Below are 23703 nucleotides of genomic sequence, written 5' to 3'. Positions count from 1 at the left end.
TAATAGTCTGTAAAGATTGTTTGTAAGATATTCATATGTCTATTATGTAGAAAAATGAAGCAAAAGAAAACCCCACCCCTCAAGATTGAGGGGCAGGGGAGTTGAATAGGCGAAGCCTATTTTTTATTCTGGAATTTCAAGAAAACTATGATGCAATTCATTGACATACCATCAGATTTATCATAGTCTTAACTAAGTAAAATATGTAAACATTTGATATATTATACATATAAAATATACATAAATTACGGATGAAAATAGAAGGGAGTATTTTATGAAAACGAAAATTAAATTTAAAGAATTAATATTAGCAACATCATACATGCTGGCTATTATTGCAATCACATTTTTTTGTGTAATGAAACAACCCTGTGAAGATGCTATACCAGGTGTAGGAGATAATACATATAAATATGATGAGCAATATGTAGATTCAGGCCAAATGTCAGAAGACGAAATCTATTCTGATATGACGGATGGCGCTTACTCAACACCTGTTATTGAACAAATTTTAAGAGATGGATATTGCCGTTCTTATATTCCGCAATTAAAAGCACAAGGACTTATTCCACAAGATTTTACACTCGACGGAGGAAGTGACAATACTTCACAGCCATCACAGGAACCTGCTGCTCAACCAGACAATTCAGATAATTCACAATCACAGCCGGCACAGCAGCAACCGTCTCAGCCTCAACAGCCACAGCAGAATAATACAACTCAAAATTCTGGAAATACGACAAATCATCCAACTAAAACAGAAGATACCGGAAAGCAAACAGAAAACACGTCAGAGGTAACCGTTGATGATTCTGTAAATGGTTCGTATGTTGTGGTAGAAGATACAACTTCCACAGAAGGTATGGGTGACGGAGCGGCGGTAAGTGAACTGAAAAAAGGTGATCAGGTCAATGTCACTGGAAAATCCAATACAGGATATTTAAGAATTAATAAAGACGGAAAAGATTCATATTTAAAAGAGGAACAGGCTACGGATCAGGCATCATATGACAGTGCATGGTCGGAGGTTGAAAGAAAAGATCCAACCTGTACAGAAGATGGTTACGTAAAAAGCCATAACTCCATCAGTAATGAGGATAAAGAAGAAACATTGCCTAAGACAGGTCATGATTATGAAACAACAAAAACGGTTGATCCAACCTGCACTGACGACGGATATAAATTGGAAACATGTAAAGTATGTGGAGATGAAAAGAAAACCACATTGAAAGCAAAAGGTCATACAGCTGGAGAATGGGAAACAACTAAAAAAGCTAGACTTTTCTTTAAAGGAACAAAAGAACAGAAATGTTCTGTATGCGGAGAGGTATTAGATACAGAAAGTATTCCATCCAAACTTCCATTTTTTGTACTTCCAGCTATTATTGTGGTTGCAATTGTGGCAATTGGCGGAGTTGTAGGTTTTGTTATCTGGAAGAAGAGACATTTGAATGATGCAGAAGATGAAGCGGAAGAATGATAAACATTCTGGCACGGACATCTGAGCAATCCACGTAAGGGTTATCCCAGTATCTGGAATCATAGGAATATTCACGGTGATCTCCAAGAACAAAGAGTTTTCCATCTGGAACTGTAAATTCTTTGGTGCAGTTGGTTTCTACATCATCATCGAGATAAGGTTCTTCGTCTTTTTGGTCATTGATATAGACATAGCCGTCCTGAAAGGATACGTGGTCACCTGCAATTGCGACAACTCGTTTGCACCATACTTCATCTCCGTGTTGAAAAGAGATGATATCGCCCCGTTTCGGAGAATGGAAACAATAGGCAAGGCGGTTGCCAAGCATAGCATCATTGGTCATAATTGTTGGTTCCATGCTTCCGCTGATGGCTACTCCACACAATAGGATATGGTCAAAAACAAAAAATGAAATAAGGATAAAGGCGAGTAATTTTAAAGGTGAGCGATATTTTCTGACAAATGAGAGCAGTTGGTTTTTTATAAAATTCATCTTTGGAGCCTTTCTGTTTGATATATATAAATATGGCACAGAAGATGAAAAATAACAAGTGATGACAGAATGCAATACAGAGTTGCTGGAAGGAAGACGATGCGCGTTAAAATATACAGAATTATGTTATGTGTTGTGATTGGTATGTGTTATATGACAGGTTGCAACAGGCAGGATGATACAAATGAAAATTTGCAAAAAGACATGGACACACTGGTGCTGGAACATGAACATGGAACAGAAGAAAATGTATTAGAACCAGCGATGTATTCGGACTTAGATCATTTACTCTCCATTGGTGATACTGGACGATTAAATACAGCTGAAAGTGATGGAAAACTAACATCCACAACAATCACGCCGGAAGAACTTTATACCGGAGACGAAGCAGAACAGATAATTCGGGAATATTGTCAGTCAGGCGAAGCAAAATATGAATATTCAGATCCAAAGGAAGGTTATACGTGGCAGGTAATTCGGTATCGGACACCAGAATCTCCGAAAGATTTATATATTAACATCAAATTGGAAGGACTTGATGGAAATAAGCTGACTTATGATGGAGTAGAAGTTTCAAGCAGAACACACGATATATTTTACAAAATGAAGAAGACAGAAGATGGCTATGATGATCTGTATTGTTATTACGAAATTCCGGAAGGTTGTAAAGAATATATGTTAGAATGTGGAATCCGAAGATGGGATACATCTGAAACTGCCTGCTACAAAATAACAAGGTAATGCCTGTACATAAAGCGTTTCAGTTCAAAACAAGACAGATATTCTCCGCAATGAATATGAAAAATGCAATTACACCTAAAAATATCCCCCAATCCGTCATTTTAAGGATGGATTCTCCGCAGAGAGCGATAAATCAAAGATTACACCGTCATTTTTTCATTATTTGTCGGTGTAATGAAAGAAAAAGAACACTTTACGGAGAAAACACCATGCAATCAGAGCTAAACATCAAATATATTAGGTGTAAAACAAAAAAATATAACATTTACGGAGAATTCTTGCAGACTTTCACTCTTTGATGTGGCTGATATTAGACAGTTGCGGAACTTACAAAGATGATATTGAATTGTGAAAAATAACAAGAAGATTAAGAAGACACTGGGGAGCCGCCGGTACTTAGCGGGTGTTCTTTAGCCGCTTATGTACCGTTGCGAGCGACACGTAGCGCAAGCGTGTCTTCGAAGCTTTTTGTTATTTTTCACAATTTTAAATTAGCCAATTGCAAGTTCCGCAATTGTCCATAACAGGTGCTTCAAAGAATCCCTCCAGTTACACCACATACTGATACATAAAGATAAAATGGCAGATGCTTCCGCCCATGACAAATAAATGAAAGATCTCGTGAGAACCGAAATATTTGTGGAGGGAATTAAATGCCGGAAGCTTTAATGCATAAATCACACCACCGATTGTATAAATAATGCCGCCGGCAAGGAGCCAGCCAAATGCTGCGTGAGGGAGTGTGCCCCAGAGTGTACTGAATACTGGGAGACAGGTCCAGCCCATTGCAATATAGATGACAGAGGAAAACCATTTTGGACAGGTAATCCAGCAGGCTTTTATGAACATGCCGATCAGAGCGGTGATCCATACGACAGCAAGCAGTGTGTAGCCTTTTTTGCCACCGAGTACGATCATGCATACCGGAGTATAAGATCCTGCGATCAGAACGAAGATCATCATATGGTCAAGTTTGCGGAAACGGCAGAGCACCTTTGCGGATACATGACAGATGCTGTGATACATGGTGCTTGCACCGTATAACAGGATCATGCTGCAGGCAAATATAGTCATCGCGAGCAGATGGGTAGAATTCCCATGAGCTTTCATTAAAAGAGGTGAAGCTGCGATTAAAGCCATTAAGCAGCCGATAAAATGAGTAATGGCACTTCCAGGTTCTCGAATTGTTAATTGCATAATCAAAATCTCCTTTCTCTATTGCAAATATCAGATATACATCAGTTTTTACAATTGCTTAATATATAAAACACGACAAGTAGTATTTAAAACTACATCTAACATAAAATAATACTACGTCATAAATATATGCATGTCAAGAATAAATATGCATAAAATATTGTCGACCATTGACGCAATCGAATGAACGCAGTAAGATAAGCAGTGCAAAAACGAAGGAATAGGAGGTCTGGAATTGAAAAATAATAAATACGAGATCGATATGTGCAATGGTTCGATCATGGACAAACTGATTTCTTTTTCACTTCCGCTTATGCTCTCGAGTATTTTACAGCTGATGTTTAATGCTGTGGACATCATTGTAGTCGGCAGATTCAGTGGAAGCCAGGCACTTGCAGCAGTTGGCTCTACGACTGCGCTCATTAATATATTTACGAATCTGTTTATTGGAATCTCGCTTGGTGCGAATGTGCTTGCAGCACGTTACTATGCAGCAGGGCGTGATAAGGAGATGTCAGAGACGGTACATACGGCGATCACGCTGGCACTTATCAGCGGTGTGATCATGGCATTTGTTGGACTGATCTTTGCAAAAGGCGCACTGGAACTGATGGGAACGCCGGGGGACGTGATTCAGTTATCGACTTTATATATGAGGATTTATTTCCTTGGAATGCCATTTTTTATGCTGTATAACTATGGCGCGGCTATTTTAAGGGCAGTCGGTGATACGAAAAGACCGTTGATTTTTCTGATCATATCCGGTTGTACGAATGCAGTGTTAAATATGACACTTGTGATTATTTTTGGTCTGGGAGTTGCGGGCGTTGCGATCGGAACGGTGATCTCACAGCTGATCTCATGCGTTCTGGTGCTTCGCTGTCTGTATCATTCCGAGGCCAGCTATCAGCTGCGTTTTTCAAAACTTTCGATTAAATCAGCGTATTTAAAACCGATTTTTCAGGTGGGAATACCAGCCGGAATCCAGAGTACGGTTATCAATTTTTCCAATGCATTGTTACAGTCGTCGGTAAATTCGTTCGGTTCGACTGCAATGGCAGGTTATACGGCAGCCAATAATGTGCTGGGATTTTTATATGTATCAGTCAATGCGATCACGCAGGCATGTATGAGTTTTACAAGCCAGAATTACGGCGTTGGAAAATACAAGCGGATGGACCGAGTTCTTTTAGATTGTCTGATCTTAACGGTTGGTGTAGCAGGAGTATTGGGCGGAGGCGCATATCTTTTTGGAGCGCAGATTATGCGGATTTACACGCAGGACCCGGAGGTAATTGCCTGTGGACTTGAGATCCTGGCAATTACAACAGTACCGTATTTCCTGTGTGGAATCATGGATCTTTTCCCGGGATCACTGCGCGGAATGGGATATTCAGCCGTTCCGATGATCTTGTCTGTCATTGGTACGGTCGGAACAAGAATTTTTTGGATATTTGTAGCATTTCCACAGCACAGAAGCCTGTACTTTCTGTTTATATCATATCCCGGCTCCTGGGCGGCAACGATCGTAATGCAGGTGATTTGCTTCTATTTTGTGCGGAAACGCTGTATAAAAAATATCTGATAACGGAATAGATAATTATTGTTTCTTTCCCTGATTGGCAACGGCCTGGATCTTTGCCTGAATAGCGGCTTCGTCACCAAGGTACTTGCTTGAAAGAATCTGAAGATCCTCGGAAAGATGATAAACAAGTGGAACACCGGTCGGAAGATTGCGCGTCAGTATTTCGTCCGGTGTCAGTTTTTCCAGATGCATGATCAGGGCACGAAGAGAATTACCGTGAGCTGCAATCAGGACGCGTTTTCCGCTTTGGAGCTGAGGCAGAATCTCGGATTCAAAATAAGGAACCACACGTGCAATCGTGTCTTTCAGGCTTTCCGCAAGTGGAAGCTCCTTTGGGTCAACGTTTCGGTACATTTCCTGAAGGGCAGGACAGCGCTTATCATCCGGAGCAAGGGCAGGTGGCTGCACATCAAAAGAACGGCGCCAGATTTTTACCTGTTCTTCGCCGTATTTTTCGGCTGTGTCCGCTTTATTCAATCCCTGTAACGCTCCGTAATGACGTTCATTGAGCTTCCATGTTTTTGTAACAGGAAGCCAGTCGCGATCCATTTCCCCGAGGGCAAAATTCAGAGTGTGGATCGCCCTTTTAAGATAGGAAGTATAACAGCAGTCAAAATCATACCCTTCTTCTTTTAAAAGTCTGCCAGCCTGGCGGGCTTCTTTTTGTCCTTTTTCCGAAAGCTCCACATCAGTCCAGCCGGTAAAAAGATTTTCCTGGTTCCAGAGGCTTTCGCCATGTCGAAGTAAAACTAAAGTCATATCTTTCATTGTACATTTCCTCCTTTGATCTGGTTTGCATCAGCAATTGCAAAAGAACTATGCAATCGCAAATGTTATTTTTATAAGTTAGTCATATCTAACTCATAATATAGCAGATTAAAAAACAGGGTCAATTCGGTATGTTGAGGAAAGTTTTTCATCAGGAGGCATTGACGAATGGAAATCTATTTTTTATAACATAAATATAATAAGTCTGGACAATTGCGAATCTCATTTAAGAATCGCAATTGCCAGACATAAGTCAATAAAAAGGAGAGATGAAATATGGCTTGTACGACGATACTTGTTGGAAAAAATGCATCTTATGACGGATCTACGATGATCGCTAGAAACGATGATTCAGGGTCCGGACATTTTACACCGAAGAAATTTGTAGTGGTGGACCCAAAGGATCAGCCACATAAATATAAATCTGTGATCTCACATGTGGAGGTAGAACTGCCAGACTCGCCGATGCGCTGCACAGCAATGCCAAATGCTGTGGACGGAGAAGGAATCTGGGCTGCAAGCGGTGTCAATGAGGCACATGTTGCAATGACTGCAACGGAGACTATTACATCCAATCCAAGAGTATTAGGAGCAGATCCTCTGGTATGTTACCAGCCTGCTGAGGATGGAAAAGAGGAACAGGCTGGTGGAATTGGTGAGGAGGATATCGTCTGCCTGGTTCTTCCTTATATCCACAGCGCAAGAGAAGGGGTAAAACGCCTTGGCGCTCTGTTAGAGCAGTACGGAACATACGAAATGAACGGAATCGCATTCCAGGATGTAGACGAGATCTGGTGGCTTGAGACGATCGGAGGACATCACTGGATCGCAAGACGCGTTCCGGATGATGCCTATGTCGTTATGCCAAATCAGCTTGGAATTGACCGGTTTGATCTTGAGGATGCGCTGTCAGAGCAGACGGAATACATGTGTTCTGCCGATCTGTGTGAATTTATTGAAAAATATCATCTGGATCTTTCTCAGGAAGGTGGGCTGAATCCGAGAGATGCTTTTGGCAGTCATGATGATGCAGATCATGTATACAATACACCGCGTGCATGGTTCATGCTCAGATATCTGAATCCGCACAGCAGAGTATGGGATGGAGAGAATGCAGAATATACGCCATATTCGGATGATCTTCCATGGTGTATGGTTCCTGAGAAAAAGGTGACCGTTGAGGACGTAAAATACGTATTGTCTTCCCACTATCAGGGTACGCCGTATGATCCGTATCTGGCATATGGCGATAAATCAATGAGCGGTGCATTCCGTTCCATCGGAATCAACCGGAATGATTTCCTTTCTGTAATCCAGATGCGTCCGGAGGGAAAACCGGACAGTAGTATTATTGAATGGGTCGCTTTTGCATCCAATGCCTTTAACGTACTTGTTCCATTTTATGCAGATGTTGACACAACGCCGGAGTATCTCTCCAATACAACAGGAGAGGTTTCTACCGATAATTTCTACTGGTCAAGCAGGATGATCGCTGCAATGGCAGATGCTTCCTATAAGAATTCCGTTTTCCATATCGAACGCTACAAAGAGCATGTTCTGGCAAAAGGTCACGAACTGATCCATCGTTTTGATGCACTTCTGGAGAAAGAAACAGATTCACAAAAACGCATGGCAATCCGTCGCGAGGCGAATGAAGAGATTGCGAAGATGGTAAAAAAAGAGACCTCTGCCACACTGGATAAGGTACTGTTTGAACTGAGCAGCCAGATGAAGAATTCTTACTCCAGATCCGATGCTTAAATCTTGTACTTATGCGCTGGGCAGACAGCATTCCGGTGTAGCCCGGACTGCAGTTAAGCATGTACAGTTCACATAGATTGTAGCTGTGAAAGAACCGCGTCGCGTGATAAAATAAAAGTATGAAAAACATGCGTGTAAAGGAGAGGAAAGAGGATGTCAGGAGAGAAGAAACCACCAATCTGGAAAAGCTTTGGATATGCATTTGAAGGGATTTTTACCTGTATTCGGAAAGAACGCAATATGAAGATCCACTGTGTGATGACACTGCTTGTAATACTGGCCGGATTTATCTTCCATATATCGGCAACAGAATGGTGCATCTGTCTGACACTGTTTGGACTGGTCATGGCACTCGAACTGGTAAACACAGCCGTGGAGGCTGTTGTGGATCTGGTTACTTCTGAGTGCAGGCCTCTTGCAAAGATTGCAAAAGATACAGCAGCAGGTGCGGTGCTGATTGCCGCGATCATGGCAGCAATCGCAGGACTGATCATCTTCCTTCCAAAGGGCATTGCCCTTTTCCTTGGATAATTGCCTAAAGTATACACAAAGAGAGAAAGGAGCAGAAACTATGGACAAATTAAGTGATGGATTAAAGAAGGTATTATTGGCAGGAATCGGTACAGTAGCAGTGACCGCTGAAAAATCCAAAGAGATTCTGGATGAAATGGTCAAAAAAGGTGAACTGACCGTAGAACAGGGAAAGGTGTTAAATCAGGAACTGAAACACAATATCAAAGAGACTGTGAAGAAAAATGTTAACGTTTCTGTAAAACCACAGACTCCGGAAGAATTAGAGGAAATGCTTGGAAAAATGACTCCGGAGCAGTTAGACAGCCTGAAGGAAAAGTTAAAAGAAGTAGAAGAGTCCAAGGCAAAAGAGGCTGAGGAAGAGATCGAAGAAGACGAATCCGAAAACGACGAGGAATCCGAAGAGACTGCAGAAGAGTCCTCTGCCGACGAGAAGAACGAAGCAGAATAGATGACGGCAGATGCACAGCCACGGACGGATGAATGACAGTGATTGTACAGTCAGATGGAAAGGATTGGAATGGGCAGCAGCGTAGAGGAGAAGAGCAATGGATCCCGCTTGAAGGAAATGACGGCGGTTTTAAAAAAACATAAGATTATGCAGGGACTGACCCCGGAGAAGCTTCGGCTGATCCTTGAGGATCTTGGACCAACATATATTAAACTCGGCCAGATCATGTCGCTACATTCCGACATCCTTCCGAAAGAATACTGTGATGAACTGATGAAGCTGTGCTCGGATGTTGCTCCGATGCCGTTTTCACAGGTGGAAGAGGTGTTGCAAGATTCCTTTGGTGTTTCATGGAAAGAAGTATTTTCCAGCCTTGACCCGGAGCCGCTTGGGGCTGCATCGATTGCCCAGGTGTATCGTGCTGTTCTTCAAAGTGGCGAGCAGGTCGTGGTAAAAGTGCAGCGAAAAGGAATCTACGAGATCATGTCACGCGACATTGCCCTGCTTCACAAAGCCTACAGGCTTGTACCGCCGGTGAGCATTAAAGAACTGGTAAATCTTGACATGGTCTTAGATGAGATGTGGGCGGTCGCACAGGAAGAGATGAATTTTCTGACGGAAGCAGCAAACATGGAGGAATTTGCCAGATACAATAAAGAAGTTGCATTTGTGGCAACACCGGTGCTGTATCGGGAGTACACCACGACACATGTTCTTGTCATGGAATACATTGACGGTTATCAGGTAGATAACAAGGAATCCCTGATTGAGAATGGATACGATCTGAATGAGATCGGAAGCAAACTCGTTGACAACTATATCCGACAGGTCATGGAAGATGGATTTTTCCATGCAGATCCCCATCCAGGAAATATCCGCATCCGGGATGGAAAAATCGTCTGGATTGATATGGGCATGATGGGACGGCTTACCGAGCGTGATAAGAAGGAACTGACAAAAGCCATTCAGGGAATTGCTGCGGGCGATGTCGGCATGATACAGGATGCAGTTCTGGCACTAGGAGATTTCCGGGAAGAACCCGATACTGCAAAGCTTTACAAAGATATTGAGAAAATGCTTGAAAAATACGGAAGTCTCGATATGGGTGAGATCGATGTGGCAGTGCTCATGCAGGAAATGATGGAGATCATGAAGGTTAACCGGATTTCTATGCCGCATGGACTTAGTATGCTTGCAAGGGGACTTACCCAGATGGAGGGTGTTCTCACGGACATCAGTCCGCAGATTAACATGGTCGAGATTGCAACAGCGCGTATGAAGGCACATCTCTGGCAGAATTTTGACTGGAAAAAGGAACTGAAGAATTCCGGGAAAGATGTTTTTCGGGCGGTAAATAAAACCATTGAACTGCCGACACAACTGTCGAAGATACTGGAAGAGTATACAAGAGGACAGACAAAAATTAATCTGGACATGCATGCATCCAGGGAATTGTCTCGTCTTTTGCACAGACTGGTGCGCAATATTGTGATGGGATTATGGGTTATGGCACTTTTGATCAGTTCCAGCATCATCTGCACAACCGATATGTCGCCAAAACTGCTTGGAATCCCTGCCCTTGGAGCAATGGGATATATGTTCGCATGCATCATTGTTTTGTATACATTGATCAAACATTTTGTGTCGAAACGCTGACGTTCTAACGTCCTTTCTTTTTCTGCTGATGCGCCACGACCGGAAGAAGAAGTCGGGCAGGAAGAAGCCTCTGGGCGCTGCATCCGAGGCGCATCAGAAGCGTAGGAACGAGGATGGTTTTGTGTCGTTTCATGCCTCGGAATGCCTCGCGGACACAGCATTTGGCAGAGATCCCGTTTAACGCAGAATGCACATCGGCGTGCGCGTTGAATTCCGTATTGACCGGACCGGGGCAAAGTGCGCAGACATATACCGGGCTTCGCAGCTGGCGAAGTTCTTCAGAAACGGCACGTGTCAGGCTGACAACATAAGCTTTGCTGGCATAATACGCAGCCATATATGGACCGCCGGGAAAAAGACCGGCAGAGGAAGCGACATTTAAAATGGTTCCGCTTCCTCTTTTTTGCATTTGAAGAAGCATCTGTTTCATCAGAATATGCAAAGCACGATCGTTCAGGTGAAGCATGGTGATTTCTTTTTCCAGACTGGTCTCAAGAAATGAACCATATGCGCCCATTCCCGCATTGTTGATAAAAACATCGATCGTTTCATCAGACATTTGATTGCAAATGCGATAACATTCTTCTTCCTGTGACAGATCACAGACCTCAATACGGCATGGAACATGGAGTTCTTTTTCGAGTGCCTCGAGTCTTTCACGACGTCTGGCTGTCAGAATCAGTCGATATCCTTTTTTCGCATATTGTCTTGCAAATTCCATTCCGATTCCGGAGCTTGCCCCGGTAATCCATACAGTTTTCTGCCTCATGATTTCCTCCAGATCAAAAGTGTCAAATAAATCTTATTATATAAAGAGCGCAAAAGAAGCGCAAGCAGCTTTGGGCAAATTCATTGCTTTCTTCTGGTAATTGCTTATAATAAAAAGTATGATTACATTAAATGATTATTTATATTCTGGAGACACGGTTCTCCGCATTTTACAAAAATATAAAGGCGATCTTCTGGAATGTGCCAGGAAGGAAGAAAATGAGGTCGATCTCGTTCATTGCGACTTTTTGACTCAGATTATGGATCTTCTGGAGCACAATGATTTCCTTACAGCACAGTCACAGAAAATTCGTGAGTTTTATAAATATATGGCATCCAGATATCCATATCTGTCTTTTACCTTTAAGGGCAGAATCAAATCTCTGATCCGGGCAGAAGAAAAGTTCAATGGTTATATCGTGGAATATATTTATGATTATTATATGGAACATCAGGCATATCCGCCGGTAGAAGAGTTGAAGGAGAGATTGAACTGCTTTCGTGATCTGATCGCATACCGGATCGTGATCTCCATGCCGAAGTGTCATCTGAAGAACCCGGATGACAGAGAGCAGGAGGAGATTCGCCATCTGTATGAGATTGCCAATGTCCTTCCTTCATTTCTGGAGGAACGGGGATTTACGGTAGAGCCAACAGGAGGCGTCAAGGAGAGCCATTCTCCACTCCTTCATGATGAAGTGCGCCCGTATTACCGGGATTACATCGAAGGAGAGAGCCATAGCGGATATCGTTCGTTACATATTACGTTTTATGACAACAGTGCAAAATGCTACATGGAAATGCAGCTTCGCACCAAGATGATGGATGATATTGCAGAGATTGGTTCTGCAAACCACCAGGCATATGAAAAAAGGCAGGAAGAAGCACGGGCAAGAAGAGATGCCATTCCGGAGGGCGAATGCATCTATTTTGATGAAGCTTATGAAAGAGGAATCCGCCTGCAGCAGCTTCAGCTGGCAGAACTCGATGTCAACATGTTTGGAGCCATCGATAACAGTCTGATCAATGACGGATGCGGATTGTATCGTGGGCGCTGGATTCTTCCATATGAGCACCTGTCACGTTTCCAAAACGACCTGATCGACTAGAGCAGTTTCAATCGCGAAAGGAGAAAAATGGATACATTTGCAATGCTTCAGGAGCTTCTGGCACAGAATCAGTTTGAACTTCTGTTTCCGGAGCCGGAGGAAGACAGTACAGAAAAAACGGGACATTGCTTTCGGCTGGTATATCTGATGAATGATGCGGTAGAGAGCTTTCTGATATTTCGGAATGCGAGAATGACCGGGCATTATAAGCCGGATTATGAAGGCGAGCTGGAGGCATCACTGACACAGCAGGATGGCGAATATGTTCTGGTCGTAAGACAGAAAGACTCTGTGTTTACCATATTTTTTGAAGAACTGAGAGCCAATGTAAGGCTGTATGACTATGGAAAAACGGCACATTTCTGGATTCGGGGATATGAATATCTGCGCCAGCTGGAATATCGGATTGCAATCCTGAGTGATAAGAAAGAATATCTTGGAGAGGAATATTGTACGCCTGTTGAGAGAAAACTGGCGGAGCTTGTGGCTTTTCCACCATTGAATTACTGCTCCTATTCTGCTGTCCCAGAAAAATATATGGTGCCAAGGGCCGAGCCATGGGAGGTTACACCAGAAGCTCTTGATATTATGGAGGAACTGGTACGGGAAGCCAAAGACCGGAAATTGTTACTGGAATTACAGAAATACCGCATGGATCCATCCGCAAGAAGGGCAAAAAGAATTGCAAAAATGCTGCATCAGACAGCACATTTTAAAGTGGTTGATCTGATTGCAGCAAAACTTGCAAAAGAAACATCTACATTTCCGAAACGGGAGTTTGACTATGAAACGGAAAAGCGGATTCACATACTATATAAAAAAGCAAAATTGCGCCAGAGCGAATTAAAGAAAAAGGGAATCCGGGCGGATATTCTCCATGAGGAGCCTTTTACGACTGCTAAGGACGACTTGGCTTACCGGGTATATTTAATGCTCTGGAAACCGGGAATCGTGAATCAGAAGATCACGATCGAGGAAGTTGTGTAATTATGCATTTTTAAATGCACGTCCTGCCGCATTCTGATCTTTCATGCAGGCAATGAATTTTTCACGGGTGACATCCTTTGGACGATGCTCCCATTCAGTTGAAGTTTCGGCTTTGTCTGCCATGGCATCAAATTCATCTTCCGTGACATCAATATCATCGAAGCAAACAGGAAGACCAACTTCAGAGTTGAATTTCATGATCTGGTCGCGCAGTTCAAACTGTTTCTCATAGGTTAACAGGCATAAAACGCCGAGAGAGACTACCTCGCCATGAAGATGCGCATGACCGCCGTGTGTTACGGTTGACCCATAATATACACAGTGTGCGAGGGATGAATTATAATAGTAATCCGGAATATGCGTTGTCATATTGGATACGATTCCGGTAGAGATAATGATATCCAGTGTTACCTGCATCAGGGCATCGCTGACTTTATGTGCTTTTAAGGAAGCAAGTGCTTCTTTTCCATAATCGAGCAGAGGTCTGGTGCAGACTTTACTTAACTGAACGCCCATCAGCGGTGTATGGGACAAAGTATCATCTTTGCTTGAAAATACTGCTTCACATTCTTTGGAAAGTGCATCACCGATTCCGGCCCAGAGAAGTTCATAAGGGGAATCCGCAATGATTGCAGTATTGATAAAGGTGTGGTCTGCAAGCTTTGGATAATAGTATTCTTTGAAAGAACCGTCGGCATTGTAAATAACGCAGATTGCTGTAACAGATGCACAGTTGCTTGCAACGGTTGGGAATGTGAAAAGCGGTTTCTGAAGTTCATTTGCAACATATTTGCAGGTGTCGCATGCTCTTCCGCCGCCAACACCAAAGATGATATCGGCATCCTGAACGGTCTTATCTGCGATCAGGGAGTCTCCGTTTTCATAGCTGGAATCTCCTCCATACCAGATAAAGTCTGTAATCTCCATATCGGATCCTTTTATACCGTCAAGAAGTGCTTCTTTTGCTTTGGACATTGCTGTCTTTCCACCAATGACGACAGCCTTTTTTCCATATCTTTTGGCAATTGCCGGAATTTCTTTGTAACAATCTTCGCCAATTGAATAATTCGGCAGATATACACTGTAATTCATTTCTATTCCTTCTTTCCATATAAACTATAATAAAAAGTTATAAATATTATCAATTAACATAAATTGAAATTATTATAAAACTTTAAAAGGCAGAGTGCAAGTATTCATGAAAAAATAATACAGAAATATACATTATGCAGAAAAAATGGTATAATAGTCACGGTGAATTTTAATTTTGATGTATATTACAGAATATGAGGATAAAATGAAGCGTAAACTTAAGGGCAAAATTGCAATTTTAATGCTGTTTACATTGGTAATCGGCATGATAAAAGATATACCGGTGTCTGCAGCACAGGAGAGCGGGACAGAGATCACGGCAACAATCACGGTAGCATCCAACATATCCAAGCAGGATATGCAGACTTATCTGGATGGGTTTCGTAAGAAGTATCCGGGAATCCAGGTGGAATATCAGAGTCATTCCGATTATGAGAATGAAGTCGGACAGCAGATCGCAGATAATGATTATCCGGATGTGCTTTTTGTCCCGGGATCGATCGGTGCAGATCAGTATGATCAGTATTTTGAGCCGCTTGGATCAAAGGAAGAACTGGATAAGAAATACAATTATCTGGAAAGCGGAAAAATGAATGGTGATACGGTATATGGAATTCCGTCTTCTGCTTATGTGAACGGAATCCTCTACAATAAAGAGGTATTTGACAAAGCTGGTATTTCAGAAACGCCGAAAACAATCGATGATTTCCTGGATGATCTGCGTATGATCAGACAGCGGACGGATGCCATTCCTTTTTATACAAATTATGCAGCAGACTGGACCTTAAAAGTGTGGGAAGAGTATCCGTTTATTGAGATGACAGGCGACCCGGACTATCGTGAGAATGGATTTGTTAACGAACTTGATCCGTTTTTAGAAGGAACCACACATTATCAGGTTTATGGGCTTTTGTATGATATTGTAAAAGACGGTCTTTGTGAAGATAATCCGGAGGAAAGTAACTGGGACGATTCAAAAGTAATGCTCAATGAAGGCAAAATCGGATGCATGGCAATCGGTTCCTGGGCATTAAAACAGGTAAAAGACAGCGGAAATAACGGGGATGCAGTGGCATACATGCCTTTCCCGAATGAAATCGATGGAAAACAATATATGACGATTTCCACGGACTACTGCTATGCAATCAACAAAAACAGCCAGCAGAAGGAAGCTGCAAGATGCTATATTGATTATATGCTCGATGAGTCAGGGTATGCGCTTGATCATCAGGTACTTTCTCTTGTGAAGACAGATCCTTCACCGGCAGCATATGGAAATATGGACAATGTTGTCTGCCTTGCAAACAATGAAGCGAGCAGTGAGAACTATCGCAAAAAGCAGATTCTCTCTACGAATCTGGATCTGACGAACAGTACAGATGAGATCAAACGTGTCATAGAGGCCGCAGAGGGGAAACGGGACGAGACCTTTGATGATATTGCGAAGGACTGGAATGAACGCTGGGAATCTTCAAGAACGGAAGATATGCTGGAGGACAGTGGAACGAAGGTTTCAGTACTTGGCAGTGTGCTCAGTGAGAATTATGAAGTTGAATTCTCTGAGACAGAGCAGGAATATCTGGACAGCTTAAAGAAAATAAGGGTTGGCTATCTGAATGATATGCCTCCATACCAGTATCAGACAGAGGATGGATTTGGTGGCGTATCCAAGGAACTGGTTGATATTCTGAAAACAGAATTTGGAGTGTCGATTGAAGAAGTCGGATATGACAGTACGCAGCAGATCGTTGATGCACTGAAAAACGGTGAAATCGATATGGCAGCAGGAATTCAGAAGGCTTCAGAATATGCACAGGATCTGAAGTTTTCGACAGACTGCATTGAATACATGGAAGTCATGGTAAAAAGTGATGCGCAGGATACAGATAAGGCGTTAACCGGAACTATGGCACAGACAAAGGGCGAATATTATTCCGATTTTCGAACGGAGGCATCCAAAACGCTGGATACAGACAGTCTGTTGGACAGTCTGTATGCAATCGAGAATCTGAAGGCAGATTTTACCGTAGCTAATTACTACAGTGTATATTATTACATGCAGCAAAATGGGCTCGACCATCTGAGCCTGATCCCGGTTTCACAGAATGGAAAGCTGTATTTTGCGTATGCAAAAGATGTGGATACACGCCTGATCTCGGTCTGCAACAAAGTGTTATACAGTATTCCGGAAGAAAACAAGCAGATCATGCTGAACAACAGCTTAAAATCGGATCAGCAGAAGATCACAATGAAAAGATTTATCGAGGCAAATACGATTCCATGTCTTCTGACGATTACGATCATTTTTATCATAATCGTGCTTGGCGTAATCTTTATTATGCGTGACAGGGATAAAATTGCCAAAACTGATGCGCTTACGGGCATGAACAACCGGTATGGAATACGGGATGACATCCATCGTGTCTATGAGAAAAAGTTGTTTCCACTTGCATTTGCGATCCTTGATATTGATAACTTCAAAAAAATCAATGATACACTGGGACATGCTGGAGGAGATGAGGCATTAAAACTTCTGGCCTCAGAATTGAGAAAGCTGTTTCCTGGTGATTCACTGGAAGGAAGATATGGAGGGGACGAATTCGTATTCTGTGTATGGGGAAAGGAGCCGGATGTTGTAGAACAGGGACTTCAGACGCTTGTGCAGAGCATGAACCGTGATCTTTCATATGGAGATGCAACGGCTCATATTTCGATTAGTCTTGGTGCAGTGCTTGTAAGAAAAGCAGATACATATGAAGAAATATTTAAAGCAGCCGACAGAGTGCTTTATGAGGTGAAGAAAAACGGAAAGAACGGGTATCAATTGAAGGAGTTTCAGAAAGATGAAGAAGGCGTGCTGGGCTGACATTTTTAAAAGAAATGTATATTATGATCAAAAAGATGTAACACAGAACATTTTTTCGCTAAGATGTTTCTGCCTGATTATTTTGTTTTATACGTTTACATTTATTTTAAATGTACTCGGAATATTTATCGTAGATACACAGATATTTTTATATGGATATGTTGGAGCACTGATTTTAGTGGCGGTGTATCTGGGGACGCTTGCGGTGCTTGGATTTGAGCATCCGGGGACCAAATACCTGAATATCACATTTATTGCATTGCTTGTGACGATTGCCGGATGCACACTCACCTATCACACTATCATAATCATTATCATTCCGATTATTTTTGCAAGTATGTATGCAGACCGGAGGCTGGCTTATTATGCACTTGCATTGACGATTCTTGGAATTGCAGTGAGTACATATGTTGGGTATTTTTATGGAGTGTGTGACGCAAATATGGTACTTCTGACATGCACATCGCTTTCGCAGTTGTCCGAAAATGGACACTTTCTGCTGGATCAGGTGAATGAGAATCCGGCTGTTACACTGGCTATGTATTATGTGTTCCCGAGGTCACTGCTCACAATTGCATTTTTTGCTGCCAGCAGCAATATTTTTCGTATACTGGAAAAAACCATGGAAAGTGCAATGCGGATGAAGCATCTTGCAGAGATCGATGATATGACCGGTCTGTACAATAAGAACAAGCTTCTGGAAACACTGGCTGGTGAACTTGCTAAGGAAAAGCAGATTGCCGTGATTTACTGGGATGTGAATCAGCTGAAAAAGGTTAATGATACATATGGTCATATAGAAGGCGATATATTGATTGCAAAAGTAGCAGAATCGATTAAAATGGTTATGGATGCAAATGCCTCGGCATATCGTTATGGTGGTGATGAATTTATCATGCTGGTCCCAAATGGCAATGATGAGATCGCGGAGGATATTATACGCAGATGGAAGAAAGCACTGAAGCAGATAAGCAGCGACAGTAAGATTCCAATCTCGGCGTCAGCAGGCTATGCATGCGGCCATGGAAATGAAATCAAAAAGATTATAGGTATGGCTGATAAAAAGATGTATGCCAACAAAGGGTTACATCGCGAAAAGTAATACCAGGAGGAACACAATGGAACAATTTAAATTTGAATATCTGGAATATGTAAGACCGGATTTTGACAGGCTTGGACAGATTGTAGACGGTTATACTGACAGGCTGAAGAAGGCTGCTTCTTATGAAGAGGCAAAGGCTGTATTTTTAGAGCAGGATGAGACGTCAAAGAAGCTTACAACTGTATGCACAATTGCAAGCGTTCGCCATACATTGGATACCACGGACGAGTTTTACGAAAAGGAAGATGAGTATATCAATGAGCAGATTCCGGTAGTAATGCCGAAACTGCTTGCATTTTCGGAAGCGCTCAGTGAAAGCAGTTTTCGCCCGGAATTTGAGAAAGAATATGGAAAACAGCTTTTTGTAAGTCTGGATCTGCAGAAAAAAACATTCTGCGAGGCAAATATTCCGCTGATGCAGAAAGAAGCAAAGCTTACCGATGAATATCAGAAGATCATGGCAACCGCAGAGATTCCGTTTGAAGGGGAGACGCTGAACCTTTATGGAATCCAGAAGCATTTCGAGGATGCTGATCGGGAAAAACGCCGTGCAGCAGTACGGGCATATTCCGATTTTTATCATGCGAATGAGACACGTCTCGAAGAAATCTGGGATGAACTGATCCAGGTACGCAATGAGATGGGAAGAAACCTTGGATATGATAATTATGTTCCGGTTGGATATATGAATCAGGGACGTACTGATTATGGATACAAAGAAGTTGCCGCGTTCCGTGAGCAGGTCCGCAGGGAGATTGTACCCCTTTGCGAAAAATTGTATGAGGCACAGGCAAAACGTCTTGGCGTTGATGAAATCTATTTTTATGACGAAAAACGAGTTTTCGCAGATGGAAATGCAGTGCCGGCCGGGGACGATGATTTTATGATTGAACAGGCACGGGAACTGTATCATGAACTGAGCCCGGAAACAGCAGAATTTATTGATTTTATGATTGACCATCATCTGATGGATCTGAAGAACAAGCCGGGAAAAGCTTCCACAGGTTATATGACAGCACTGGATGAGTACAAGGCACCTTATGTATTTTCGTGCTTTAACCAGACAATTTTTGATGCACAGGTTCTGACACATGAACTTGGTCATGCATTTGCCGGTTATCAGGCAATGCGCCATCAGCCAATCAGCAATTATTACAGTGAGTCCACGGATATTGCGGAGATCCACTCCATGTCCATGGAGCAGTTTGCATATCCTTATGCAGAGAAATTCTTTAAAGACCAGGCTGACAAATACCGTTTTGCACATCTTCAGGAGGCAATCACGTTTGTTCCGTTTGGTGTGGCAGTTGATGAGTTTCAGCATATCTGCTATGAACAGCCTCAGCTGACACCGAAGGAGAGAACACTGGAGTGGAAGAAACTGGAAGAAAAATACATGCCATGGAGAAAATACGATGCAGATGATTTCTTTGACAGAGGAGGACTCTGGTATCACAAACTTCATATTTACCTGTATCCGTTCTACTATATCAACTATACATTGACGACAATGGGAGCAATGGAATTCAAGAAAAAAGACCGTGAGGATCACAAGAAAGCATGGGAGGATTATCTGAAACTGTGCAATTGCGGCGGAAGCATCAGCTATCTGGAAACATTAAAGCTTGCAAATCTTTCTGTTCCGTTTGAAGAGGGAAGTGTTGCAAAGGCGATTTCCATTGCAAAAGAAGATTTAATGGAAGAAATGAAGAAATTTTAAATTTTCTGTTGACAGGAATATTATCTCATGATACTATATTTGAGCTGTCACAAATGAGACGGCTCGAATATAGATATGGCGAGATAGCTCAGTTGGCTAGAGCATGCGGTTCATACCCGCAGTGTCGAGGGTTCGAATCCCCCTCTCGCTACTTTGAAACCCTTGATGCATCAAGGGTTTTTTACTTTATACGAAATTACACAGCGATTTCACATAAAGTAAAAATAGGAAAAGGAGGCTGTCCCAAAAGACAGCCTCCCTTTCGAGGAGTTTAGTTATGAAAATGTTTATTATAAAAAAGGGAATAAATTGAGTAGAAGGATGGGCTTCCTTCCACTGTCATAAAGTATATCCCATGTTTGTGATAAATATGTGTCGAAATTCCAAAAGAATAGACAGGAAAATTTTGGTAAAATAATGAAAAGCGTAAAACCGGATTATTATAATGAATTTCAGTGTGTTGCGGATCGATGTACCATGACATGCTGCCAGGAATGGAAGATAGCAGTGGATGAGGCAGCTTATACCAAATGGAAACATGTACAGCCGCCGGAAGGAATGAAAACCCGCCGTAAGAATCTTTGTGCATTTACAACATATAAGGATCAGATCTGTGTTATTGGTCTGGACGGGGAACATCGCTGTCCGTTTCTGAATGATCAGAAATTGTGTAGGATTGTGACGGCGTATGGCGATGAGATGTTATCAGAGACCTGCCGCATTTTCCCGAGAGAGATTCATGAATATGAATCAAGAACAGAATATTCGCTTATGAGCTGTTGTCCGGAAGCGATAGATTTACTACAGAGAGCCAAAGCTTTTACTTTGCACGAAGAGAAGACGGAAACAGAAGAAAATAAAATGGAAGAAGCATACTTTGACATTCGGGATTTCTTTTCTGGACAGATGCAGAAAGAGCGGACACCACAGCAGAATTTGTTGATCGTATATTTTATTGCACTGGATATGTACCATGCTATAGACGGAAAAATTTCTGCTGAGTCATTGATACGTACAATCAAAAAAGATACGGATGCACATAATATGAACGAGCTGGAACAGGCGATGCAGGAGTTTCATGTAGATACTGCGGAGACGTTTACAGAACGGAATGAATTATTTCTGGATCTTTCTGTGAATTATCAGAAGGAAGGACTATACGAGAAATATTTACAGGAACTTCTGGCATATGCACTTAGCCTGTCGGAAGAGCGGGAGTGCATTTTATATGATGAAGAGCATAAGCTTTTTCAGGAGGTATATAAAGAATATGAACCGCTTATGAGAAAATTCCTTGCGGCAGAGATTTATGCAGGTTGTTATCTGCCGGGCGGAGATCTGGAAAGCATGGTTGTGCAGCTGCAGTGGATCGCCATGACATACAGTGTGATTGAACATTGTCTGTTTTTATATTGGAAGCTTCATGGGCGGATCACCTATGAAATTGTGAGGGACTATCTCGTTATTTTGTCGCGAATGACCGGATATGAGGAAGAAGACATTTACGAATATCTGGACAACAGTTTTGAAAACCGCATTTGGGACTGGGGCTATTATGCGCTGGTCGTTGGAACAGAAAATATATAAGAAAGTATAGAGAGAAAAATATGGCTGAAAATTATGTAAATATGATGGATCAGAGTTTGATCGTAACACTGACACTGGATGATGATACCGAACAGAAATGTCTGGCGCTTTGCCGTTTTGACGTGGATGGAGCGACTTATATTGCGTTGCTTCCGTTTGGACCGGATGGACTGCAGAACCCGGATGGAGATGTATATTTTTACGGATTCCATGAAGAGAATGGTCAGCCGGTGCTGGAAAGCATACTGTCAGACGAAATCTATGGGCAGGTTTCCGATGCGTTTGACCAGTGGCTGGACATGATGGAAGCGGAAGGGGAAACATGAAAAGAGACTGCCACGCCGGACAGTCTCTTTTCGAGGAGTTTAGTTATGAAAATGTTTATTTAAAAAAGGGAATATGTTAAAGGATGGGCTTCCTTTAACTGTCTTTTAGTATATAGAATAAATGTGTACAGGATATGTCGGAATTCGAAAAAAAATATAAAGATTCTTAACATATCATGACGGTAAAATAAAGAGTTAGAAAGAAGTACAGAAATATGAAGAAAATAACATATCTTGTTGATACGGAAAATATTAATACATCCTGGATCAACATATTTAAACAAATGAACAGACAGGATCAGATGATGCTTTTTTATACAGAAAATACCCCGTATCTTTCTTATGAATATATGAACGATCTGCTCCGCCTGGAGAGAAAGCCGGAGATGATCCGCTGCAAGACCGGAAGAAATGCGCTGGATTTTCAGCTGGTAAGTCACCTTGGATATTTGATTCATACCGATAAGACAAGAAAGTATGTGATCGTAACAAAAGATAAGGCATATAGCGTTGTCGCAGAATACTGGACGGAAAAGGGATTCCAGGTAGCCTGCTGTACACCGGAACAGCTGGAAGAAAAGCAGGAATCGAAACAGATACCAGAAGAGCAGGAACAGAAGCAGAACGAAATTATAACATCTGCGATGAAAAATGCAGAGCCACAGCAGGACAAAATTATGGCATCTGCGATGGAAAAGACAGAGCAGCCAAAAGAAAAGCAGACAAAATTTGGCAATAGGAAATTCAGAAAAAACAACACGAAAAAACAGAGTGGAAAGTCAGCAAAGGAATTAGATAACAGAAAAACTGAAAAAAAGATAGAAGAGAAAACTCCAAAAACATCAGAAAACGAGAAGCAACAGCCGAAAGCGCACAACGGAAAAAAGAAAAAACAGAGAAATATCCGTGCGGAACTTGGAGAACTTCTTCCAAAAGAATGGAAGAAACAGGACAAAGCGCTTCTGCCAGAACTGGAGAAGATGATTACGGAAGATGAGAAGCTGGATAAAAAAGAACTTCATAACAAACTCATTCGAAAACTGGGGGCAGAAAAAGGCGGACAGCTATATCAGATTCTGAAAAACAAGATAGATAAGTTATATGAAAAGTAGAAAAAATAAAAAAATTGAAATAAAGTGTTGACAGATTGGAATCTGGATGGTAATATAAACAAGCTGTCGCGTGAGACAGCAAAGAACATTGATAACTGAACAGTGAAAAACCTTGAAAGATTCAATGAGAATTATTCAGGCAAATCAAAAAGATTTGACGAACAGCATCGAAAGATGCACCTTTAAACATTAAATCAAAGGATAAATTTAGCCAAGCTAAGTTTTGAACATGATTAAACTTTTTAATATGAGAGTTTGATCCTGGCTCAGGATGAACGCTGGCGGCGTGCTTAACACATGCAAGTCGAACGAAGCACTTTACTTGATCTCTTCGGAGTGATTGTTCTGTGACTGAGTGGCGGACGGGTGAG

The 23703-nt window shown here is 42.0% G+C and carries 20 protein-coding genes, 1 tRNA gene and 1 rRNA gene; 17 read left to right on the top strand and 5 right to left on the bottom strand.

The annotated features are described in order from the left end of the window. Positions 1–274: 274 nt before the first annotated feature. Positions 275–1480, top strand: a complete 1206-nt coding sequence (locus FYJ75_RS13355; RefSeq protein WP_154430917.1) for a hypothetical protein — start codon at positions 275–277, stop codon at positions 1478–1480. Here FYJ75_RS13355 and lepB read toward each other — a convergent pair. Beyond that, positions 1428–1973 (bottom strand): signal peptidase I, encoded by a 546-nt coding sequence (gene lepB / locus FYJ75_RS13350; protein ID WP_154430916.1) that lies wholly within the window; start codon positions 1971–1973, stop codon positions 1428–1430. The two genes, FYJ75_RS13355 and lepB, sit on opposite strands and share 53 nt — an antisense overlap. A 99-nt stretch (positions 1974–2072) precedes the next feature. Here lepB and FYJ75_RS13345 point away from each other — a divergent pair, with 99 nt between their 5' ends. Further along, positions 2073–2714, top strand: coding sequence for a hypothetical protein (locus tag FYJ75_RS13345; protein ID WP_154430915.1), 642 nt, complete (start codon positions 2073–2075; stop codon positions 2712–2714). 549 nt (positions 2715–3263) lie between these two features. Here FYJ75_RS13345 and trhA read toward each other — a convergent pair. Then, complete coding sequence (gene trhA, locus FYJ75_RS13340) at positions 3264–3911, bottom strand: PAQR family membrane homeostasis protein TrhA (RefSeq protein ID WP_154430914.1); 648 nt, start codon at positions 3909–3911, stop codon at positions 3264–3266. 262 nt (positions 3912–4173) lie between these two features. Here trhA and FYJ75_RS13335 point away from each other — a divergent pair, with 262 nt between their 5' ends. Continuing rightward, positions 4174–5496, top strand: coding sequence for an MATE family efflux transporter (locus FYJ75_RS13335; RefSeq protein WP_154430920.1), 1323 nt, complete (start codon positions 4174–4176; stop codon positions 5494–5496). Between the two features lie 15 nt (positions 5497–5511). On the opposite strand, the gene gpmA is transcribed toward FYJ75_RS13335, so the two are convergent. Further along, complete coding sequence (gpmA, locus tag FYJ75_RS13330; RefSeq protein ID WP_331467540.1) at positions 5512–6264, bottom strand: 2,3-diphosphoglycerate-dependent phosphoglycerate mutase; 753 nt, start codon at positions 6262–6264, stop codon at positions 5512–5514. Positions 6265–6540: 276 nt separating this feature from the next. Here gpmA and FYJ75_RS13325 point away from each other — a divergent pair, with 276 nt between their 5' ends. The 4 genes from FYJ75_RS13325 to FYJ75_RS13310 all read left to right on the top strand — a co-directional run bounded on the left by FYJ75_RS13325 (position 6541) and on the right by FYJ75_RS13310 (position 10663). Further along, positions 6541–8025 carry a C69 family dipeptidase gene (locus FYJ75_RS13325; protein WP_154430913.1) on the top strand — a complete coding sequence of 495 codons (1485 nt, stop codon included), beginning with the start codon at positions 6541–6543 and terminating at the stop codon, positions 8023–8025. Positions 8026–8178: 153 nt separating this feature from the next. Further along, the gene (locus tag FYJ75_RS13320; RefSeq protein WP_154430912.1) at positions 8179–8556 is read left to right on the top strand and encodes a diacylglycerol kinase family protein; all 378 of its coding nucleotides are present in this window, start codon (positions 8179–8181) and stop codon (positions 8554–8556) included. A gap of 40 nt (positions 8557–8596) precedes the next feature. Further along, positions 8597–9007 carry a phasin family protein gene (locus tag FYJ75_RS13315; RefSeq protein ID WP_154430911.1) on the top strand — a complete coding sequence of 137 codons (411 nt, stop codon included), beginning with the start codon at positions 8597–8599 and terminating at the stop codon, positions 9005–9007. Between the two features lie 69 nt (positions 9008–9076). After that, positions 9077–10663, top strand: coding sequence for an ABC1 kinase family protein (locus FYJ75_RS13310; RefSeq protein ID WP_235907112.1), 1587 nt, complete (start codon positions 9077–9079; stop codon positions 10661–10663). 4 nt (positions 10664–10667) lie between these two features. Here the strand turns inward: FYJ75_RS13310 and FYJ75_RS13305 are convergent, their stop codons facing one another. Beyond that, positions 10668–11432, bottom strand: coding sequence for an SDR family NAD(P)-dependent oxidoreductase (locus tag FYJ75_RS13305; RefSeq protein WP_154430910.1), 765 nt, complete (start codon positions 11430–11432; stop codon positions 10668–10670). A 118-nt stretch (positions 11433–11550) separates the two neighbouring features. Between FYJ75_RS13305 and FYJ75_RS13300 the strand changes: the two genes are divergently transcribed. Next, the gene (locus FYJ75_RS13300) at positions 11551–12540 is read left to right on the top strand and encodes a nucleotidyltransferase family protein (protein ID WP_154430909.1); all 990 of its coding nucleotides are present in this window, start codon (positions 11551–11553) and stop codon (positions 12538–12540) included. 27 nt (positions 12541–12567) lie between these two features. Continuing rightward, entirely contained in the window at positions 12568–13527 is a 960-nt protein-coding gene (locus tag FYJ75_RS13295; protein WP_154430908.1) for a DUF3878 family protein, read from the top strand. On the opposite strand, the gene FYJ75_RS13290 is transcribed toward FYJ75_RS13295, so the two are convergent. Then, complete coding sequence (locus tag FYJ75_RS13290) at positions 13528–14619, bottom strand: iron-containing alcohol dehydrogenase family protein (protein ID WP_154430907.1); 1092 nt, start codon at positions 14617–14619, stop codon at positions 13528–13530. It abuts the gene before it with no gap. Between the two features lie 205 nt (positions 14620–14824). On the opposite strand from FYJ75_RS13290, the gene FYJ75_RS13285 reads away from it, so the two are divergent. From FYJ75_RS13285 to FYJ75_RS13250, 8 genes are all read left to right on the top strand, one after another. Further along, complete coding sequence (locus FYJ75_RS13285; protein WP_195839033.1) at positions 14825–17485, top strand: GGDEF domain-containing protein; 2661 nt, start codon at positions 14825–14827, stop codon at positions 17483–17485. Beyond that, on the top strand, positions 17463–18587 hold the full coding sequence (locus FYJ75_RS13280; RefSeq protein WP_154430905.1) for a GGDEF domain-containing protein: 1125 nt from the start codon (positions 17463–17465) through the stop codon (positions 18585–18587). Before FYJ75_RS13285 ends, FYJ75_RS13280 begins: the two co-directional genes overlap by 23 nt. A gap of 16 nt (positions 18588–18603) precedes the next feature. Then, complete coding sequence (locus FYJ75_RS13275) at positions 18604–20307, top strand: M3 family oligoendopeptidase (RefSeq protein ID WP_154430904.1); 1704 nt, start codon at positions 18604–18606, stop codon at positions 20305–20307. A gap of 77 nt (positions 20308–20384) precedes the next feature. Next, positions 20385–20458, top strand: a tRNA-Met gene (locus FYJ75_RS13270). Positions 20459–20724: 266 nt separating this feature from the next. After that, on the top strand, positions 20725–21894 hold the full coding sequence (gene fliB, locus FYJ75_RS13265; RefSeq protein ID WP_154430903.1) for a flagellin lysine-N-methylase: 1170 nt from the start codon (positions 20725–20727) through the stop codon (positions 21892–21894). 20 nt (positions 21895–21914) lie between these two features. After that, complete coding sequence (locus tag FYJ75_RS13260) at positions 21915–22220, top strand: DUF1292 domain-containing protein (RefSeq protein WP_154430902.1); 306 nt, start codon at positions 21915–21917, stop codon at positions 22218–22220. Positions 22221–22435: 215 nt separating this feature from the next. Continuing rightward, entirely contained in the window at positions 22436–23332 is an 897-nt protein-coding gene (locus FYJ75_RS13255) for a PIN domain-containing protein (RefSeq protein ID WP_154430901.1), read from the top strand. Positions 23333–23575: 243 nt separating this feature from the next. Continuing rightward, positions 23576–23703: ribosomal RNA gene (locus tag FYJ75_RS13250) — 16S ribosomal RNA — on the top strand; the annotation flags it as partial.

The organism is Roseburia porci (genome assembly GCF_009695765.1).
Classification (GTDB): Bacteria; Bacillota; Clostridia; order Lachnospirales; family Lachnospiraceae; genus Roseburia; species Roseburia porci.
This window is presented reverse-complemented; position numbering and strand designations above follow the sequence as displayed.

Excerpts from the sequence above, each read along its gene's own strand:
- FYJ75_RS13280 (WP_154430905.1), top strand. The coding sequence starts at position 17,463 with ATGAAGAAGGCGTGCTGGGCTGACATTTTTAAAAGAAATGTATATTAT.
- gpmA (WP_331467540.1), bottom strand. The coding sequence starts at position 6,264 with ATGAAAGATATGACTTTAGTTTTACTTCGACATGGCGAAAGCCTCTGG.
- FYJ75_RS13255 (WP_154430901.1), top strand. The coding sequence starts at position 22,436 with ATGAAGAAAATAACATATCTTGTTGATACGGAAAATATTAATACATCC.
- FYJ75_RS13305 (WP_154430910.1), bottom strand. The coding sequence starts at position 11,432 with ATGAGGCAGAAAACTGTATGGATTACCGGGGCAAGCTCCGGAATCGGA.
- FYJ75_RS13315 (WP_154430911.1), top strand. The coding sequence starts at position 8,597 with ATGGACAAATTAAGTGATGGATTAAAGAAGGTATTATTGGCAGGAATC.
- FYJ75_RS13260 (WP_154430902.1), top strand. The coding sequence starts at position 21,915 with ATGGCTGAAAATTATGTAAATATGATGGATCAGAGTTTGATCGTAACA.
- FYJ75_RS13355 (WP_154430917.1), top strand. The coding sequence starts at position 275 with ATGAAAACGAAAATTAAATTTAAAGAATTAATATTAGCAACATCATAC.
- lepB (WP_154430916.1), bottom strand. The coding sequence starts at position 1,973 with ATGAATTTTATAAAAAACCAACTGCTCTCATTTGTCAGAAAATATCGC.
- FYJ75_RS13285 (WP_195839033.1), top strand. The coding sequence starts at position 14,825 with ATGAAGCGTAAACTTAAGGGCAAAATTGCAATTTTAATGCTGTTTACA.
- FYJ75_RS13310 (WP_235907112.1), top strand. The coding sequence starts at position 9,077 with ATGGGCAGCAGCGTAGAGGAGAAGAGCAATGGATCCCGCTTGAAGGAA.
- FYJ75_RS13325 (WP_154430913.1), top strand. The coding sequence starts at position 6,541 with ATGGCTTGTACGACGATACTTGTTGGAAAAAATGCATCTTATGACGGA.
- FYJ75_RS13300 (WP_154430909.1), top strand. The coding sequence starts at position 11,551 with ATGATTACATTAAATGATTATTTATATTCTGGAGACACGGTTCTCCGC.
- FYJ75_RS13290 (WP_154430907.1), bottom strand. The coding sequence starts at position 14,619 with ATGAATTACAGTGTATATCTGCCGAATTATTCAATTGGCGAAGATTGT.
- fliB (WP_154430903.1), top strand. The coding sequence starts at position 20,725 with ATGAAAAGCGTAAAACCGGATTATTATAATGAATTTCAGTGTGTTGCG.
- FYJ75_RS13345 (WP_154430915.1), top strand. The coding sequence starts at position 2,073 with ATGCGCGTTAAAATATACAGAATTATGTTATGTGTTGTGATTGGTATG.
- FYJ75_RS13320 (WP_154430912.1), top strand. The coding sequence starts at position 8,179 with ATGTCAGGAGAGAAGAAACCACCAATCTGGAAAAGCTTTGGATATGCA.
- FYJ75_RS13335 (WP_154430920.1), top strand. The coding sequence starts at position 4,174 with ATGTGCAATGGTTCGATCATGGACAAACTGATTTCTTTTTCACTTCCG.
- FYJ75_RS13275 (WP_154430904.1), top strand. The coding sequence starts at position 18,604 with ATGGAACAATTTAAATTTGAATATCTGGAATATGTAAGACCGGATTTT.
- trhA (WP_154430914.1), bottom strand. The coding sequence starts at position 3,911 with ATGCAATTAACAATTCGAGAACCTGGAAGTGCCATTACTCATTTTATC.
- FYJ75_RS13295 (WP_154430908.1), top strand. The coding sequence starts at position 12,568 with ATGGATACATTTGCAATGCTTCAGGAGCTTCTGGCACAGAATCAGTTT.